Origin of the sequence: Kaistella pullorum, assembly GCF_014837035.1 — a bacterium.
In the GTDB taxonomy this organism is placed as follows: domain Bacteria; phylum Bacteroidota; class Bacteroidia; order Flavobacteriales; family Weeksellaceae; genus Kaistella; species Kaistella rhinocerotis.
The window spans coordinates 82,035-97,521 of record NZ_JACSPS010000001.1; the positions used below are offsets into that span (position 1 = coordinate 82,035).

A 15,487-nucleotide genomic window follows, 5' to 3' on the forward strand; every position below is an offset into this window, starting at 1 on the left:
AATATTACAAATAATTATTAAAAACAAAATACCCTCAGCAGTTTCCGGCCAAAGCTATGCATGATCCTCCTGCGGCAAATCCTCGTCTACGCCGTTGTTTACAGCAGAACGCTTCGGGCGCAGCCTGTTAGTCATCAGGTCATTATATTCTTCACGATTGCGGAAAATCTTCAGCGCAGTGAAAATTGCTTCCATAAAACTGCGCTCATCCGCCAGGTTCTGCCCCGCAATATCGTAGGCTACACCATGATCCGGTGACGTGCGGATAAAAGGTAAACCTGCGGTGTAATTTACACCGTCTTCATAAGCCAGCGTCTTAAATGGTGCCAGACCCTGATCGTGATACATCGCTAACACCGCATCGAACGCTCCGTACTTTTGTGGCTGAAAAAAGCTGTCTGCCGGATAAGGCCCGAATGCTAAAATTCCGTTATCATACACTTCCCTGATTGCAGGGGTGATGACATCAATCTCTTCGTTACCAATCACGCCTCCATCACCTGCATGCGGGTTGAGTCCCAGAACAGCAATCTTCGGCAACCGTACCTGGAAATCTTCAATCAGGCACTGATTTAGGATCTTGATTTGCTTTTTAATTTTTTCTTTTGAAATGTTTTCTGAAACTTTCGCAAGCGGTATATGATGTGTAGAAACTGCGACTTTCAGATCTTCCGTCACCAAGAACATGAGACCTTTTCGCTGGAATTTTTCCTCAAAGAAACCGGTATGACCAGCATGCTGAAAACCGTATTTCATCATTTCATCTTTGTTGATTGGGGCTGTCACCAAAACATCAATGTCACCTTTCATCAGAGCTTCGGTAGCCGCTTCCAGGGATTCTATGGCCATTCGGGTAGATTCCTCCGAAGGCTTGCCCAGTTCCACGGTCACGTTGTCTTTAGACAGATTCACCATATTAATCTTATCAGCCTGCGCTTGTGATGCATCCGGAACATAATGAAAATTGAGCTGAAGTTTAAAAATATTTTTCTGATAAGTGAAGAGTTTGCCCGAACCGAAAATGACAGGTGTGAAAAAATCGGTGACGCTCTTGTCTTTCAGTGATTTCATGATGATCTCCGGGCCGATTCCATTGAAATCACCAATAGAAATACCTACTCTCACTTTCTGGCTTCTGGAACTCATTTTTAATTATCTTTGGAAAAATATTAGAATTTCACAAATTTAGGAAAATAGATTTTACCGAATGTGAAATTTAGCAGATATAACTTCTACCTAAAATTTAATCTATGTTTACCGGAATTATAGAAGCCACGGGCACAGTGCAAAAAATGGAGCGCCGCGGCGATAATATTGATTTTACCCTTACCTGCCCTTTTACCTCCGAATTAAAAATAGATCAAAGTCTGGCGCATAACGGCTGTTGCCTTACGGTTACAGAAATCTCCGGTGAAAGCTACCGCGTGTCAGCGATTGCCGAAACTTTGGAGAAAACCAATCTGGGCAAATGGAAAGAAGGCACCGAAGTCAATTTGGAACGCTGTTTGAAGATGGATGGAAGACTCGACGGGCACCTTGTGCAGGGACATGTAGACCAAACAGGCACCGTGCTAAACATCGAAGACCAGAACGGAAGTTATCTCATTACCATAAAATTCAGCGAAACAGGCGTTTATACCACAGTTGCACAGGGTTCAATCACCGTAAATGGCATCAGCCTTACTGTAGCCTCAAGCAACGCCGGCGAATTTTCAGTAGCCATAATTCCTTATACATGGGAATTTACGAACATGAAAAATGTGAAAGTGGGTGAAATTGTAAATCTGGAATTCGACATCATCGGGAAGTATGTAACGAAACTGCTGAAAAATAATGCCATTCTCTAAATACAAAGGTTACAGTTTACGCAAAAAAGTTTTTTGGGGTTTCCTGATTATCTGCTTGCTTAGCATTGTAAGTTCATCCATTGTATCCTTTTTTATTTTAAGAAAAAATGCTACCGAACAAAGTCGTACAGACCTTCAGAAAAAATCGGAAGCGCTGATGTCCGCGCTGGATTATGCCGTGAGCCATGTGCAGGTTTCAGCGCAGGATCTGCCCACCGTTTTGGCAAATGATATTTTTGAAATTGCCGACATCAACAACCAGGATATCATCATTTACGATTTGACGGGCAACTTCCTGATTTCAAATAAAGACATCAACCTCATTGCCGAGAAAAGGCTTTCAATTCCTTTGGTGAATGAACTCTTGCAGAAAGACGGCCGCGTTGATGTACATACCTACGACCAGACCATTGACGCAAACGTCACCTCATCTTACACGGTTTTGAAAAACAACATGCTACAACCCATCGGCATCGTCTTTTTCCCATATTATCATAATGACAGCGCGTACTTTAGTGTTTTTAATAAATATCTGAATTACATTCTGATTGTCAATCTGTTAATTATTTTAATAGCAGTTTGGCTGAGTTGGATTATTTCAAAAAACCTCACAAACGCGGTGACCAAATTTTCGGAAATGATCAACCGCATCACGCTGTTCGAAGATGATCCACAACCTATCCGGTATTACCAGAATGATGAGCTGAATCAGCTGGTTAAAGCCTACAATAAGATGATCTTGCAGATAAAAGAGCAGAAAGAAAGGCTCAGTTTCAGAGAAAAAGAGGAAGCTTGGCGGGAAATGGCCAAACAGGTCGCGCACGAAGTGAAAAATCCCTTGACACCGATGAAACTTACGATTCAGAACTTCGAACGTAAGTTCAATCCGCAGGATCCGGATGTATACGAAAAGGTAAAAGCATTAAGCAACACCCTGGTTGACCAGATTGATCTGGTAGCGAAAGTAGCCAACGCGTTCTCGCAGTTCGCCCAATTGCCCGAAAAAAACAACGAGGTTTTCGACATTAATAAAGAAATCAAGATTATTCTTAACGTATTCAGTGACCAAAGCATCTATTTTCACAGTAACAAGCCGGAAATCATGGTCGAGATGGATAAGATTTACCTCTCAAGAATCATTACCAATTTAGTTGCAAATGCGCGGCAGGCGCGTGTAGAAGGCAATGAAAGTATCATCAATGTAGATGTGGAGCAACGCCAAAAAAGGATCATCATCAGTGTGGAAGATAACGGAGGAGGGATCGCGGAAGAACTTTACGACAGGATTTTCGAGCCCAATTTCACCAGCAAAAGTGGCGGAACAGGCCTTGGACTTACGATGGTAAGAAAAATGGTGGAAGAATACCAGGGCGAAATCTCAGTGAAATCTGAGGTTGGAAAAGGCAGCACCTTCACCATTTACATGCCTACAAATATTTGATTTTGCCCGTGTGAAACCATTCCAATTCCAAAAATTCACAATAAACCAGCGTCCCGAAGTCTTTCGAGTAGGAACCGACGGCGTACTGCTTGGCGCACTGGCAAGCGTTGAAAGCGCCCGAAACATACTCGAAGTAGGCACCGGAACCGGACTTATTTCGTTGATGACTGCACAGCGAAATAAGGAATCTGAAATTACTACAATTGATTTCAACGAACTGGCAGCTGACCTCGCGCAAGAAAATTTTGCCGCTTCACCGTTTGTTGCGAGACTTTCTGCGCTTAGACAGGACTTCAAAACTTTCACATCCGATCAAAAATTCGACCTTATCATTTCCAATCCACCATTTTTTGAACTAAACAGTTCTTCAAAAGACGTGGTAGCGCGGCAACAGCAGGAACTTACATTCGAGGATTTGATTTCGAAAAGCACGTCGCTGTTGCCGGAAACTGGACGACTGAGCGTCATCATCCCGTGGTCAGCTGTGGAAGAATTCAGTGTAATTGCTGAACGAAAAGGATTGTTTTTAGTAAGAAAAGTTCAGATTTTTGGTATTGAAAATGCACCCGCAAAGCGCGCAATCCTCGAATTCTCGAAAACCGGAAGCGAGTTGCTAAAAGAAGAAACTTTTGTAATCGAGAAAGCGCCACGCGTCTATTCGGACCAATATTTAAAGGCAACAGCAGATTTTCACGTCTTTGGCTGAGGCTATTTGGGCGCATTCAGCGTCACTACAATATCTTTATTGATGTTTTTTACCGAAGAATATTTTGCGTCACAAACCGAAGTGGTGAGCGTATAATTGCCTTTGTCAACCAATATGTAGTTTTGGTTTTTAGCCGGAACATCCAGGTTATAGAATTTCTTTCCGCTGATTTTCACGATCAGGTTACATTTAGACCTGTTTACAATCTGCACATAAGCATTCTTGCTGTTCGGGTCGTTATTGAAAAGATGCGTGAGCAACTCGGCAGTTTTCTTGTTTTTGTCGTTCGAGCCGTCTTTCGCCACATCCTTCTTTATCGCGGTTTTCAGTTTCGCCGTGCTGATCGGTTTTACGCTTGGTTTAGCAACCGCCGCTTGGGCCGCTTTGGGCTTGTCGTTATTTATTACCGCGAGCAGCTTACGTTTAAACTCAGGTGTTTTCGGATGGTTTGGGTTGAATTTAACGAAATTTGCAATCACCTGCGGGTCAGAGCTCTTCTCCACCTGTGCCGCAGTATATTTAGACTGTCCGCTAACGAAAACCGAGGCCAGAAAAAATATAAAATAGAGGTATTTAGCCATTAAAGTTGTGATTTTTAGGTATTTAAATTTAAGCTATAACGCAGAAATCTTCTTTTTAGTTTATGCGGAATTTATTATCTTTGCATCGCTTAAAAACTAAGCTAAAAATAGGAATTTTTTAAATATAAAAATCTAAACTTATGTATACACCAGGTGCTGCAGACGTAGCTAAATTGAGAAACATCACAGGCGCAGGAATGATGGACTGCAAAAAAGCTTTGGTAGAAGCTGAAGGCGATTTCGATAAAGCAATCGAAGTTTTAAGAAAAAAAGGCCAGAAAGTGGCTGCAAACAGAGCTGACAGAGAATCTACAGAAGGTGCTGTAATTGCGAAAGTAAATGCAGACCGTACCAAAGGAACCATCATCGCTTTAAACTGCGAAACTGACTTTGTTGCGAAAAATGACGATTTCGTGAAATTAGCTCATGAGTTGGCAGAACTTGCTGTAGGGAAAACCAAAGAAGAATTTTTGGCTACAGAATTCGGTGGTTCAACAGTTGCAGAAAAACTGATCGAGCAGACAGGTGTTATCGGTGAGAAAATTGAAGTAGGAACTTTCGAGTCTATCGAAGGTCCTTTCCTTGGTGCATACATCCACGCGGGTAACAAAATCGCGGCTATCACGTCTCTTTCTGCAGATGTAGACGGTGCTGGTGATGCTGCAAAAGCAGTTTCAATGCAAGTTGCGGCGATGAACCCTATCGCACTTGACGAAACTATGGTTTCTCAGGAAACTATCGACAGAGAATTGGATATCGAAAGAGAAATCCTTACAAAAGAAGGTAAGCCTGCAAACATCATTGATAACATCCTTAAAGGTAAAATGCAGCGTTTCTACAAAGACAACACCCTTGTTCACCAGTCTTTCATCAAAGACAGCGGACTTTCTGTTGCTGAGTACGTGAAATCTGTAAATGATGATCTTAAAGTTGTAGGCTTCATCAGAGTGAGCCTTGCTTAAATTCTAAAATTTAACGGACATATATCAGTCTCTTCCGCTGCGCGGGAGAGACTTTTTTTATACAAAAAGCAGTACTTTTGCAACCCACAATTCTATCTGTTTGAAAAAGATACTGAGCTTTTGGTCCCTGCTTTTATTCGCAGCCCTGAGCGCACAGCAATATATTTCGGTAAGCGCTAAAACCCCAGACCAACTGGTACGTGATGTTTTGATCGGCAGCCAAAGCGCAAGCTGCATCAGCGTGTCTAATGTTTCGGCCACAGGCTGGCAGGATTTCGGCAGCAGCACAACGAGCTATGGATACTTCGAAAAAGGAACTTTGCCGTTTGATATAGATAAAGGAATCATTCTGAGCACCGGTGATCTCTTCAAAGTGCCCGGACCGAACAGTTCCAGACCGACGAGCAACGTTCTAGATGATACAGATATAAACTGGCCCGGCGACCCGGATCTTGCCGATGCTTTGGGCGTGGATGTAAGCTATTATCTTAATTCCTCAGTGCTGGAATTTGATTTTACACCGAGTAACACCACAGGTATCAGTTTCGAATACATGTTTTTGTCAGAAGAATATTATGACACAAACTGCGACTATCCGGATGCATTCGTCTTTCTAATAAAAAAAGCCGGCACCAGTGATCCTTACAAAAACATCGCTTTGATTCCCGGCACCACACAACCTGTCACAAGCCAAACCATCAACGCCGCACAGGGCTGCCAAAGTAATGTTCAGTATTTTGGCACCTTCAATAACGATCCGTACCGTTCACATTTAGACAGTCCCACAGCATTTAATGGCGAAACTAAAGTTTTAACCGCCGCGGCAGATGTGGTACCCGGCGAAACTTATCACATCAAACTCGTAGTGGCTGACCGTCTATTTGGCGGCGACCGAACCGGCCGGTTTGACTCCGCTGTTTTTCTGAAAGCGGGCAGTTTTACCGGTAAGAAAGATTTAGGACCTGATTTGCTGTTTGCTGACAACACCGCGCTGTGTGAAGGAACTGACATCACGCTTGATGCCACTACAGCGTCGGCAGTTTCATACCAATGGTACAAAGACGGAATATTGCTCACAGGTGAAAATACCTCTACAATTACAATTATCGGTGATAAGAACAACAACGGAAAATATTCGGTGGAAATCGCATTGAGCGGTTGTCTGCTAAAAGGCTCGCGCACCGTCGAATTTGCCGAGATCCCTTTAACCATTGTAAAAAGTTATTGCAACTACAAGAATGGCGAGCCTATCGCAGTTGCACTGCAGCAACTTAATTCCGATTACATTACCAATTACCAGCCTTATTTTCAGGTACAGTATTTCCAGGATGCAGCGCATCAGGTGGCTTTACCTAACCAATGGAGCTACACGCAGGACACCGTGGTTTATTATACAATCAAAAGCGGTACATGTACAGAAGTAAATGGTTCAATACAGTTTCTTACACCAAAGAAATCTGCAATTTTAAGTGATAAGACGGTCTGCCCGGGCGCTACAACCACGCTTGATGCGGGAAGCGGGTTTAAGTATTATAAATGGTTGCGAAAAGACGGATCCACCATTGGAGAAGGTGCCGCGGTAAGTTCCATTAACTCACTTGGGGCGGGCGAATACTCGGTGGAACTTACCTCGCCAAACGGCTGCAAACTGATACAGCAGGTTACAGTTTCAGAGAGTTCACTGCCTGTAATTTCGCACGTAGATGTCGCGGGCAGCCAGATCACAATCCATGTTTCGGGTGGCGTACCACCTTTTCTGTATTCGATAGATGGCGTGAACTTTCAGGCGTCGAACATATTTACAAATGTACCGCGAGGGCCACATACCGCCTATGTGAAAGATGCGTTAAACTGCGGAGTTGGCCAGAAGCCGTTTTTAATCCTGAATCTCATTAACGTAATCACGCCAAACGGCGACGGCATCAATGATGTGTTGGATTATTCTGATCTAAAAATCAAAGAAAACGTCTCCATCATGATATTTTCGCGCAATGGAACCAGAGTTTTTCAGTCCGCAAATGATAATTACTTGTGGGACGGAAAACTGGATGGTCGCGCCCTGCCCACAGGTACTTATTGGTATATTTTGACCTGGACGGAGCCAGTAAGCACCACGCCGGCTACATTTACCGGTTGGGTTTTGCTTAAAAACAGAAACTAGTCCGCGGGCGAAATATCTTCAAAATCCCGGAAACCGTTTAAAAAATCTTTCAGATTCATCCTTTTTTTTCCTTCGAGCTGAATCTCCTGCGGCAAATAAAAACCGTCCGCCGTATATATTCTAAACCCACTTTTACTGATTTCCAGAGTTCCAGGCTTTAGAGAATGCGCCTGTTTTTCGTAACTGCCTTTATAAATCTTTAATGTTTTCAGTTCGTCACCTATCCTGATACTGGTGAAGGAAGCAGGATACGGCGACATTCCGCGCACGAAATTGTAAATTGATTCTGATGTCTGATTCCAATTAATGCGCGTATCTTCTTTAAAAATTTTAAAAGCATTTTTCTGAAACTCGGCTTCCGGCTGCGGTTTTTCCATAAGCGAATGGTTCGCCAGCCCATCCAGCGTTTCTACGACCAGCTTTGCCCCGAGGTCCATCAACTTGTCATGCAGGCTGCCGGCATCGTCTTCAGCTGAGATTCGTACTTCATCCTGCAAAAGGATATTTCCTTCGTCGATTTTTTCATTGATAAAAAATGTCGTGGCACCGGTTTTCTTTTCACCGTTGATAATCGCGTAATTTATCGGTGCGGCCCCACGGTAATCAGGAAGCAGGGAAGCGTGGAGATTGAAAGTACCGAGGCGCGGCATTTCAAAAAGGATTTTAGGCATCATTCGGAAAGCCACCACCACGAACACGTCAGCATTCAGTGCGCGCATTTGTTCCAGAAACTCAGGATTGCGGAGTTTTTCAGGCTGAAAAACCGGTAAACCGTTCTCCACAGCATACGTTTTTACCGGCGACTGCTGAATCTTCTGGCCGCGGCCGCTCGCTTTATCCGCTACAGTAACCACGCCCACAACGTCATGAAAAGACTGATGGATGGCGCTTAATGATTCTTTCGCAAATTCGGGAGTGCCAAAAAAGACAACTTTCAGTGACTTCATAGTATTCTTACTTTAAATTTTTAAATTAATCGCCGCTGTATGCGTACGTCCGGAAATTCAGCATTTTCACCTTACCTGAATCTAAAAGATAAATCAGATTTTCTAAAATATTATCTTTTGAGTAATAATTCAGCCGGATTGCGATTTCTTCTACGCTGGAAGGTTTTGATTTTAATATTTGAATGATATCTTGACTAATATCGCGCCCGAAAACAGCCTCGCGCTGTTTTTCGCACACCGAGCAGCTGCCGCAGTTCCGCACGTTCTTTTCACCAAAATAGGAAAGTATCATCTTCATTTTGCAGAAGTCGCTGTTCTGAACAAAATACTTCATCTCCTCCCATTTCTGCAGTTTATTTTTCTGGATCTGCTCGAAAAGATGCCAATACTTGCCGTTGTTTGCGCGTTCATCGCGCGGCTTTAAAAATTTTATGCTCGAAAGCGCGCCGTCAATATATTCCACATAGTTTTTCTGCATCAGATCACGGATCCTTTCTTTTAAGACGTGCGGTTCTACCTCCAGTTTTCGTGACAGAGACAGCTCACTGAACAAAATCCGGTGAGTGGAGAGGCCTGCACAGTTTCTGAGCAAGAGCTCGATAAGATAACCGTCTTTTTTCGGCAACAGATCGAGTTCATCCGGTGAAATTTTTAACGTAAGGGAGGAAAGCGACCGGTTTGCGTTATGAAAAATCACTTCTTGGTTGTGCAAAAAATTGAGCACATTGCGAATCTTGGCACCGCTTGTCTTCGCAAAGTTCTGTACGCGGTGCAGGTGCAGCTGAAATACAGTTTCTGGCAACTCACCTTCGGTAACCTGAAAAACCGAGTACAGGTAAGAAAGTATGCGGGAAAACTCGCTTTTAGATGGAGTCTGATTACGCAAAATCTGGTCGAAATTCTCCAGTTCCTGTTCATTCCAAAGCATAAAAGCACTGGAATCTTCTCCGTCTCTGCCAGCCCTACCGATTTCCTGATAATAATTTTCAAGTGATTGCGGAGGTGAAAAATGCATTACAAAACGCACGTTATCTTTATCAATACCCATCCCAAACGCATTGGTAGCAATAAGGACTTGATTGTTTCCCATTACCCAGCGTTTCTGGCGGCTGTTCTTGTCTTTCACCGGCAAACCCGCATGGAAGTAATCCACATTCTGTATGTTATTCCGGTGCAGAAACTGCGTGAGTTCTTCGCTTTCTTTCCGGGTTCGTACGTAGATTATCCCCGATTGCGAGTTATATTTAAGCAAATCCAGAACGCGCTGGTATTTGTCTGAAACTTTATCGGAGATTATCTTGATGTTGGTTCGGCGAAAACTTTTCTTAAATACGAACGAACCGTCCAGTCCCAACTTTTGTTGGATTTCTGAAAGCACTTTGGGCGTAGCCGTAGCCGTAAGTGCAAGACACGGAATATTTTTAAATTCCTGCCGAAAATTTTTAATGTTCTGGTAACTCGGACGAAAATCTTGCCCCCACTCCGAGATGCAGTGCGCCTCATCCACGGCGATAAAAGAAAGCTTAATTTCTTCAAGATGCTGCAGGAAAACACGGTTGAGCAAGCGCTCAGGCGAGACATACAGCAATTTTGTCAGACCTTCCTTGCAACGGAGGAAGACAGATTCGGCCTCAAAATCATCAAGTTCAGACGAAAGATATTCAGCTTCAATGCCTTTGTTTTTGAGTTGGTAGACCTGGTCTTTCATCAAGGCCAGCAATGGTGAGACAACTAAGCAGGTACCTTCCGAAATAATTGCCGGCAACTGGTAGCACAGTGATTTTCCACCACCTGTGGGCAGTAATGCCAGCGCGTCTTTGCCAGAGATCACGGCATCTATGACATCCTCCTGCAAATCACGAAAAGCAGAATGACCCCAGAAATGCTCGAGTGTCTGACGCTTAAGGTGCTGAAAATCCTGCGAAGAAATCATCCGGTAAAAATACTGAAACTAAAACCGGCGCACAAAAAAAGTCACGCTGGGCGTGACTTTAAATATAGATTTAAACGAAGATTATCTCGCTTCGAAATAAACTCTTCTGTTTGCTCTGTTTTTCCATTCAGGGCATTTAGTAGCTGGGTTGCATTCAGGGTACTTAAGGTCTTTTTCACCTCTACCGATTGCGTTCAGTTTACCAGACTCTACTCCGTTTTGAATCAGATAATTCTTCACAGTATTTGCTCTGCGCTCTGATAATCTTTGGTTGTAAGCATCAGAAGCTCTGGTATCTGTTCCACCTACTACATTGTAAGTACCACCTGAAGTATTGATGTAGTTTACAGCATTGTTAAGGATTGGCGTGTTGGATGGAAGAATTCTGTCTGAATCAAGGTCGAACTCAATACCTTCCAGTACTCTAGTGTTATCAGAAATTGTCATACCTGTTGGGCATCCGTTATTTTCTACCGGACCAGGAACTGTTACACATTTATCATAAAGGTCGATCACGCCATCAAGGTCAGTATCTAACGCTACACCTGCACCATCAACTCTTGCGCCTGCTGGTGTGTCAAGCTGTCTGTCCCAATCATCGCATACGCCGTCATTATCAGCATCGCCTTTCTTGCAAACTTCGATATCCTGATTCTGATCTGCCAAAACATCCAGTTTGTAATAGATTTCCTGCAATGGATCATGCCACATCAGATGTGACTGGTGTTTTCCTAATTTAAATGAAAGTCCTAAAGTCGCATTGAAGAAATTATCTGAAGTTTGTTCTTCTCTCACATTGTACTGCGCACCAGCACCGTCAAAGCTGTCATCAGTAGTTACAACATACATTAAACGGCCTTCAAGATCTACTCTGCGGCTTACGTTATACTTCAATCCGGCACCAGCCTGACCAAAAAGTGACCATTTGTCAAGTGAAGGTTTTACTTCTGCTGCCAACCGCTGACCTGCAATATCTTCTACATAAGCTCTGTAACCGATTGAACCTACACCTGCATATCCGTGCAAGGCCCATCTGTACGGTGACTTGTTGTCAACACGTCTTAGAAGGCTTGAGAAATTGATATCTCCCAAAAGAGAAACTGCATCATATTGGGTTCTTGCCCCAACATTCTGGTAACCAACACCGGTTGCATCATCAGTTTTGGTATTAAACCATCCCTGACGGGTTTCACCACGGTCATACTGCAATTTTAGACCAAATGCATGAGTGATCGCTTTATCCACACTAAGATAAGCTGAATACCCGAAAAGATTCTTCCCGTTTCCGTTGTTGATAGACGAAAGATCTGACCCGTAAAGTAACGGAACACCGGCACCTACTGAAATTGCCCAGTCATTAAATCTTTTTGAATCCTGCGTAAACGGCGCAACATTGGCCGAACCAGAACTGAAGGTATTAGGATATCCTTCGGTTGCAACTGCTAAAGAATCCTGCGCGAAAGCGCCTGCTGGTAGAGCCAAAGCCAAAACCAAACTTGCTAAATGTACTTTCATAATTTATTTTTTATTGTTAATGTTTATTATTTGATGTCTGTCTATTATTTGGATCCTGGAGGGCAACCATTGTTTTCAGCGGTACCCGGAACTGTTACACAACGGTCATACAAATCTATTACACCGTCCAGGTCCATGTCGATAGCAACTCCCGCGCCATCTACGCGTGCACCGGCAGGAGAATTTAACTCTCTATCCCAATCATCGCACACTGCGTCGTTATCCAGATCCCCTTTCTTGCAGACAATCAATTCATTAGAATTCTGCTCTAAATCTGCAGTTCTGTAATAAATTTCTTGCATCGGATCATGCCACGCGAGGTGCGAATCATGTTTTCCGATCTTGAAACTTAAACCCAGATTGATCGTGACCATATCATCACTGCGCGATGGGTTTATCATATTATAGTTAATTGAGGGATGACCGGTATCAAAAAGGTCACCTCCGCCATCAAATTCATCATCGCCACTCATCACATACATCACCCGTGTTTCTATATCAATGAGCTCTGAAACTTTATATTTAAGTCCCGCACCGCCCTGAAAAAACAGGGAGGAAAATCCCAACTTTTGGTCAACTGCGATAGGAAATGTGTTTGGCGCGTAGCGTGACAGATTGTTATCCAGCAACAACGTCTCATATCCCATTGTACCTAATCCCGCATACCCGTGGAGCGCCCAGCGGTATGGAGAATGGTTATCTACTCTCCTAAGAAGATTTGAAAAATTGATATCCCCTAAAACTGTTATTTGCTTATACTTCGTCCATGCTTCAGCGACACCGGCTGTCGCGCCCCATACACCCGGCAGCATTCCGCGCTGATTCGTTTGGCCCATTGAATACATCAGGCTTAAACCAAAAGTATGCGTGAGTTGCTTGTCCAGACTTACATAGGCATTCCATCCCCAGTTTACTTCGTCACCGTAAAATGAAGTAAGATCCGATTTTTTCATCAGTGCCGTACCTCCTCCTACAGAGACTGCCCAGTCATTGAAGCGCTTTGCGCTGTTGTTGAACTGTGAGATTTTGGCAGATCCGCTGGAGAAAGTGTTTGGATACACTTCAGAACCTGCTGTGTTTGATGCTTCCTGGGCGAAAACCGCTGCGGGTAAGCATAACGCTAAGAATAAATTTGATTTCATATTTGTGTGTTTACTGTATCGTTCAGGTCGGCCAGAAGTTGGCGCGAGAAGTCACGTACCTGCATATGTTTGTGGTGCGGTATCTGCAGAAAAGCAGAAGAGAATGTGATGTTACCGAACTTTACAATGTCGATATCAATCACCCGATCCACGTACTCTTTTGTTATCATCGAGTCTTCCAGTCTCCCCATACTTTGCTCTATGATTTTGATCTCCTTTAAGAGCCCGACAGGGGATAAACGCGTCTTCAGACGTAATGCAATATTACAAAAATAATTAGAACTCACAAACTCAGTGGGTTCCGTGCGCAAGGGCTGCGTAGTAGCGACTACTTTTCCCAGACTTGCTTCAATTTTTGCTATGGCAAGCGCTATATTGTGCTCGGGTTTACCTAAATTGCTGCCGAGTAACAAAACCACCTCGTGGTGCGACATATCTCTTAAATTATACTTTATTAAATATGAAAGGTTTCCTAAAAAACGTCCTCGCAAATATCGTAGCAATCGCGATCATCGCAGGGCTTTTTGTTCTATTCCTAATAATGATGGTTGCTTACAGCGCAATCACCGACAGCAATAAATCTGCCATTCACGCCGGTTCTGTGCTTACGCTCGACTTTAAAACAAACATTATAGATAGTCCGCTGGAAGACAGCGACAATATTTTCGCATTTGCCGAAAAAGAAAATAATATTTTGATCTATGACATGGTGGAAGCGATAAAAAAAGCGGCCACAGATGACAATATAAAAGGCATCAGCATTGAGACAGATGGCTTGCAGGCCGGCTTTACGCAGATCGAAGATGTTCGCCGGGCACTGCTTGAATTTAAAAAAAGCGGTAAGTTCTTATATGCATATGGCAATAATGTTTCGCAGTCTGCTTACTATCTGGGCTCTGTAGCGGACCGTTATTATCTGCATCCGGCGGGAAGCGTGGACCTCAAAGGTCTCGCGACAGAAGTTTTGTACATGAAAGGCTTTGCCGAGAAATACGGTATCGGGATTGAAGTGATCAGACACGGAAAGTATAAGTCCGCTGTAGAACCTTTCATGCGCGACGATATGTCCGACGAAAACCGTGAGCAGCTCTCAACGTTGCTAAATGACATTTGGTCTCCTACCGCCCAAAATATGGCCGGCGCCAGAAAGATGGACACGGCCCGTTTCGCCATGGTGGTAGACAGTCTATATGGCGCTATTCCGGAAATGAGCCTGCAATATGGCCTTGCTGATAAACTGATCCAAAAATCTGAATACGATGATCTTTTAAAGGAAAAACTCAGCATAAAGAAAAAGGAAAAACTCCGTAAAATATCTTTTACTAAATATATAGGCTCCTACAAAGAAGACAATACAAAGAAAGATAATCAGGTAGCCGTACTTTACGCGTCCGGGGCCATCTACAACGGCGAAGGAACAGACGCCATCTACGCAGACAATTTCGTAAAGGAAATAAAAAAACTTACCGAAAACGATAAAGTGAAGGCGGTAGTGCTGCGTATCAACTCGCCCGGCGGCAGCGCCAATGCTTCAGATGAAATCCTGTTTGAACTTCAAAGACTTAAAGCAAAAAAACCGCTCATCGTTTCATTTGGTGATTATGCGGCGTCCGGCGGTTATTATATCGCGATGGCTGCAGACAAGATATATTCTGAACCGGGAACGCTTACCGGATCGATCGGTGTGTTTGGTGTTTTTCCCTACTTTAAAGAACTAGCCAACCGAAACGGTCTCACAGCTCATGCGGTGACAACGAACGCAAACAGTAACATGTTTTCTTCACTGAACGGTCTTACACCCGGAGGTGCGGCAATGATGCAGCGAAGTGTGGAGATGACGTACAAAAGATTCGTCCATTTTGTGACGCAAAACCGTAAAAAGTCTTTTGAACAGATTGACGAAGTGGGTGGCGGACGCGTTTGGAGCGGCGTACGCGCAAAAGATCTCGGCTTGGTTGATGATCTCGGAACATTGCAGGATGCTGTGAAATTTGCAGCGATGAAAGCGAAGGTTTCGGATTTTAATGTTTCTTCCTATCCAAAGAAACTCACCCAATTTGAACAGCTTTTTAAAGATTTGGATAAAGAGCAGATCACCTCAAAGATGCTGAAGAGCAAACTTTCAGATGAACAGTTTCTTATTTACCAACAACTTGCAGATCCGAAATTCCGGGAAGGCGTGCGAATGGAAATGCCTTTTCAGATTAAATTTTAAGTATTAAAGCAAAAAAAATCCCGGACTGAAATTCAGC

At 43.5% G+C, this 15,487-nt stretch carries 13 protein-coding genes; 6 read left to right on the forward strand and 7 right to left on the reverse strand.

The annotated features are described in order from the left end of the window. Positions 1-54 precede the first annotated feature (54 nt). Positions 55-1,146 carry a 4-hydroxythreonine-4-phosphate dehydrogenase PdxA gene (pdxA, locus tag H9628_RS00425; RefSeq protein ID WP_251832146.1) on the reverse strand — a complete coding sequence of 364 codons (1,092 nt, stop codon included), beginning with the start codon at positions 1,144-1,146 and terminating at the stop codon, positions 55-57. Between the two features lie 104 nt (positions 1,147-1,250). Between pdxA and H9628_RS00430 the strand changes: the two genes are divergently transcribed. From H9628_RS00430 to H9628_RS00440, 3 genes are read left to right on the forward strand one after another with little or no spacing between them, the layout of a single operon-like run. Beyond that, on the forward strand, positions 1,251-1,847 hold the full coding sequence (locus H9628_RS00430) for a riboflavin synthase (protein ID WP_251832147.1): 597 nt from the start codon (positions 1,251-1,253) through the stop codon (positions 1,845-1,847). Beyond that, the gene (locus H9628_RS00435; RefSeq protein WP_251832148.1) at positions 1,834-3,288 is read left to right on the forward strand and encodes a sensor histidine kinase; all 1,455 of its coding nucleotides are present in this window, start codon (positions 1,834-1,836) and stop codon (positions 3,286-3,288) included. Before H9628_RS00430 ends, H9628_RS00435 begins: the two co-directional genes overlap by 14 nt. A 10-nt stretch (positions 3,289-3,298) precedes the next feature. After that, a complete protein-coding gene (locus tag H9628_RS00440) occupies positions 3,299-3,994 on the forward strand; it encodes a tRNA1(Val) (adenine(37)-N6)-methyltransferase (protein WP_251832149.1) in 696 nt (231 codons plus the stop codon). Positions 3,995-3,996: 2 nt separating this feature from the next. Here the strand turns inward: H9628_RS00440 and H9628_RS00445 are convergent, their stop codons facing one another. Next, positions 3,997-4,575 (reverse strand): DUF6759 domain-containing protein, encoded by a 579-nt coding sequence (locus H9628_RS00445; protein ID WP_251832150.1) that lies wholly within the window; start codon positions 4,573-4,575, stop codon positions 3,997-3,999. A gap of 140 nt (positions 4,576-4,715) precedes the next feature. Between H9628_RS00445 and tsf the strand changes: the two genes are divergently transcribed. Then, positions 4,716-5,537, forward strand: a complete 822-nt coding sequence (tsf, locus tag H9628_RS00450; RefSeq protein WP_251832151.1) for a translation elongation factor Ts — start codon at positions 4,716-4,718, stop codon at positions 5,535-5,537. A 100-nt stretch (positions 5,538-5,637) separates the two neighbouring features. Further along, positions 5,638-7,698: a choice-of-anchor L domain-containing protein gene (locus H9628_RS00455; protein ID WP_251832152.1), complete on the forward strand. Its 2,061-nt coding sequence runs from the start codon at positions 5,638-5,640 to the stop codon at positions 7,696-7,698. On the opposite strand, the gene fmt is transcribed toward H9628_RS00455, so the two are convergent. The 5 genes from fmt to folK form a co-directional block, all read right to left on the reverse strand. Continuing rightward, positions 7,695-8,645 (reverse strand): methionyl-tRNA formyltransferase, encoded by a 951-nt coding sequence (gene fmt / locus H9628_RS00460; protein WP_251832153.1) that lies wholly within the window; start codon positions 8,643-8,645, stop codon positions 7,695-7,697. The genes H9628_RS00455 and fmt overlap by 4 nt on opposite strands. A gap of 25 nt (positions 8,646-8,670) precedes the next feature. Further along, a complete protein-coding gene (locus H9628_RS00465; protein ID WP_251832154.1) occupies positions 8,671-10,578 on the reverse strand; it encodes a RecQ family ATP-dependent DNA helicase in 1,908 nt (635 codons plus the stop codon). Between the two features lie 81 nt (positions 10,579-10,659). Continuing rightward, positions 10,660-12,093: an OmpA family protein gene (locus tag H9628_RS00470; RefSeq protein ID WP_251832155.1), complete on the reverse strand. Its 1,434-nt coding sequence runs from the start codon at positions 12,091-12,093 to the stop codon at positions 10,660-10,662. A gap of 44 nt (positions 12,094-12,137) precedes the next feature. Then, complete coding sequence (locus H9628_RS00475; RefSeq protein WP_251832156.1) at positions 12,138-13,235, reverse strand: OmpA family protein; 1,098 nt, start codon at positions 13,233-13,235, stop codon at positions 12,138-12,140. Then, positions 13,232-13,669, reverse strand: coding sequence for a 2-amino-4-hydroxy-6-hydroxymethyldihydropteridine diphosphokinase (folK, locus tag H9628_RS00480; protein WP_251832157.1), 438 nt, complete (start codon positions 13,667-13,669; stop codon positions 13,232-13,234). Before folK ends, H9628_RS00475 begins: the two co-directional genes overlap by 4 nt. 26 nt (positions 13,670-13,695) lie before the next feature. Here folK and sppA point away from each other — a divergent pair, with 26 nt between their 5' ends. Continuing rightward, positions 13,696-15,450 carry a signal peptide peptidase SppA gene (gene sppA / locus H9628_RS00485; RefSeq protein WP_251832158.1) on the forward strand — a complete coding sequence of 585 codons (1,755 nt, stop codon included), beginning with the start codon at positions 13,696-13,698 and terminating at the stop codon, positions 15,448-15,450. Positions 15,451-15,487 lie beyond the last annotated feature (37 nt).

What these genes read in the sequence shown, in the direction of transcription:
- pdxA (WP_251832146.1), bottom strand. Translation starts at nt 1,146, where the DNA reads ATGAGTTCCAGAAGCCAGAAAGTGAGAGTAGGTATTTCTATTGGTGAT.
- H9628_RS00430 (WP_251832147.1), top strand. Translation starts at nt 1,251, where the DNA reads ATGTTTACCGGAATTATAGAAGCCACGGGCACAGTGCAAAAAATGGAG.
- H9628_RS00435 (WP_251832148.1), top strand. Translation starts at nt 1,834, where the DNA reads ATGCCATTCTCTAAATACAAAGGTTACAGTTTACGCAAAAAAGTTTTT.
- H9628_RS00445 (WP_251832150.1), bottom strand. Translation starts at nt 4,575, where the DNA reads ATGGCTAAATACCTCTATTTTATATTTTTTCTGGCCTCGGTTTTCGTT.
- tsf (WP_251832151.1), top strand. Translation starts at nt 4,716, where the DNA reads ATGTATACACCAGGTGCTGCAGACGTAGCTAAATTGAGAAACATCACA.
- fmt (WP_251832153.1), bottom strand. Translation starts at nt 8,645, where the DNA reads ATGAAGTCACTGAAAGTTGTCTTTTTTGGCACTCCCGAATTTGCGAAA.
- H9628_RS00465 (WP_251832154.1), bottom strand. Translation starts at nt 10,578, where the DNA reads ATGATTTCTTCGCAGGATTTTCAGCACCTTAAGCGTCAGACACTCGAG.
- H9628_RS00470 (WP_251832155.1), bottom strand. Translation starts at nt 12,093, where the DNA reads ATGAAAGTACATTTAGCAAGTTTGGTTTTGGCTTTGGCTCTACCAGCA.
- H9628_RS00475 (WP_251832156.1), bottom strand. Translation starts at nt 13,235, where the DNA reads ATGAAATCAAATTTATTCTTAGCGTTATGCTTACCCGCAGCGGTTTTC.
- folK (WP_251832157.1), bottom strand. Translation starts at nt 13,669, where the DNA reads ATGTCGCACCACGAGGTGGTTTTGTTACTCGGCAGCAATTTAGGTAAA.
- sppA (WP_251832158.1), top strand. Translation starts at nt 13,696, where the DNA reads ATGAAAGGTTTCCTAAAAAACGTCCTCGCAAATATCGTAGCAATCGCG.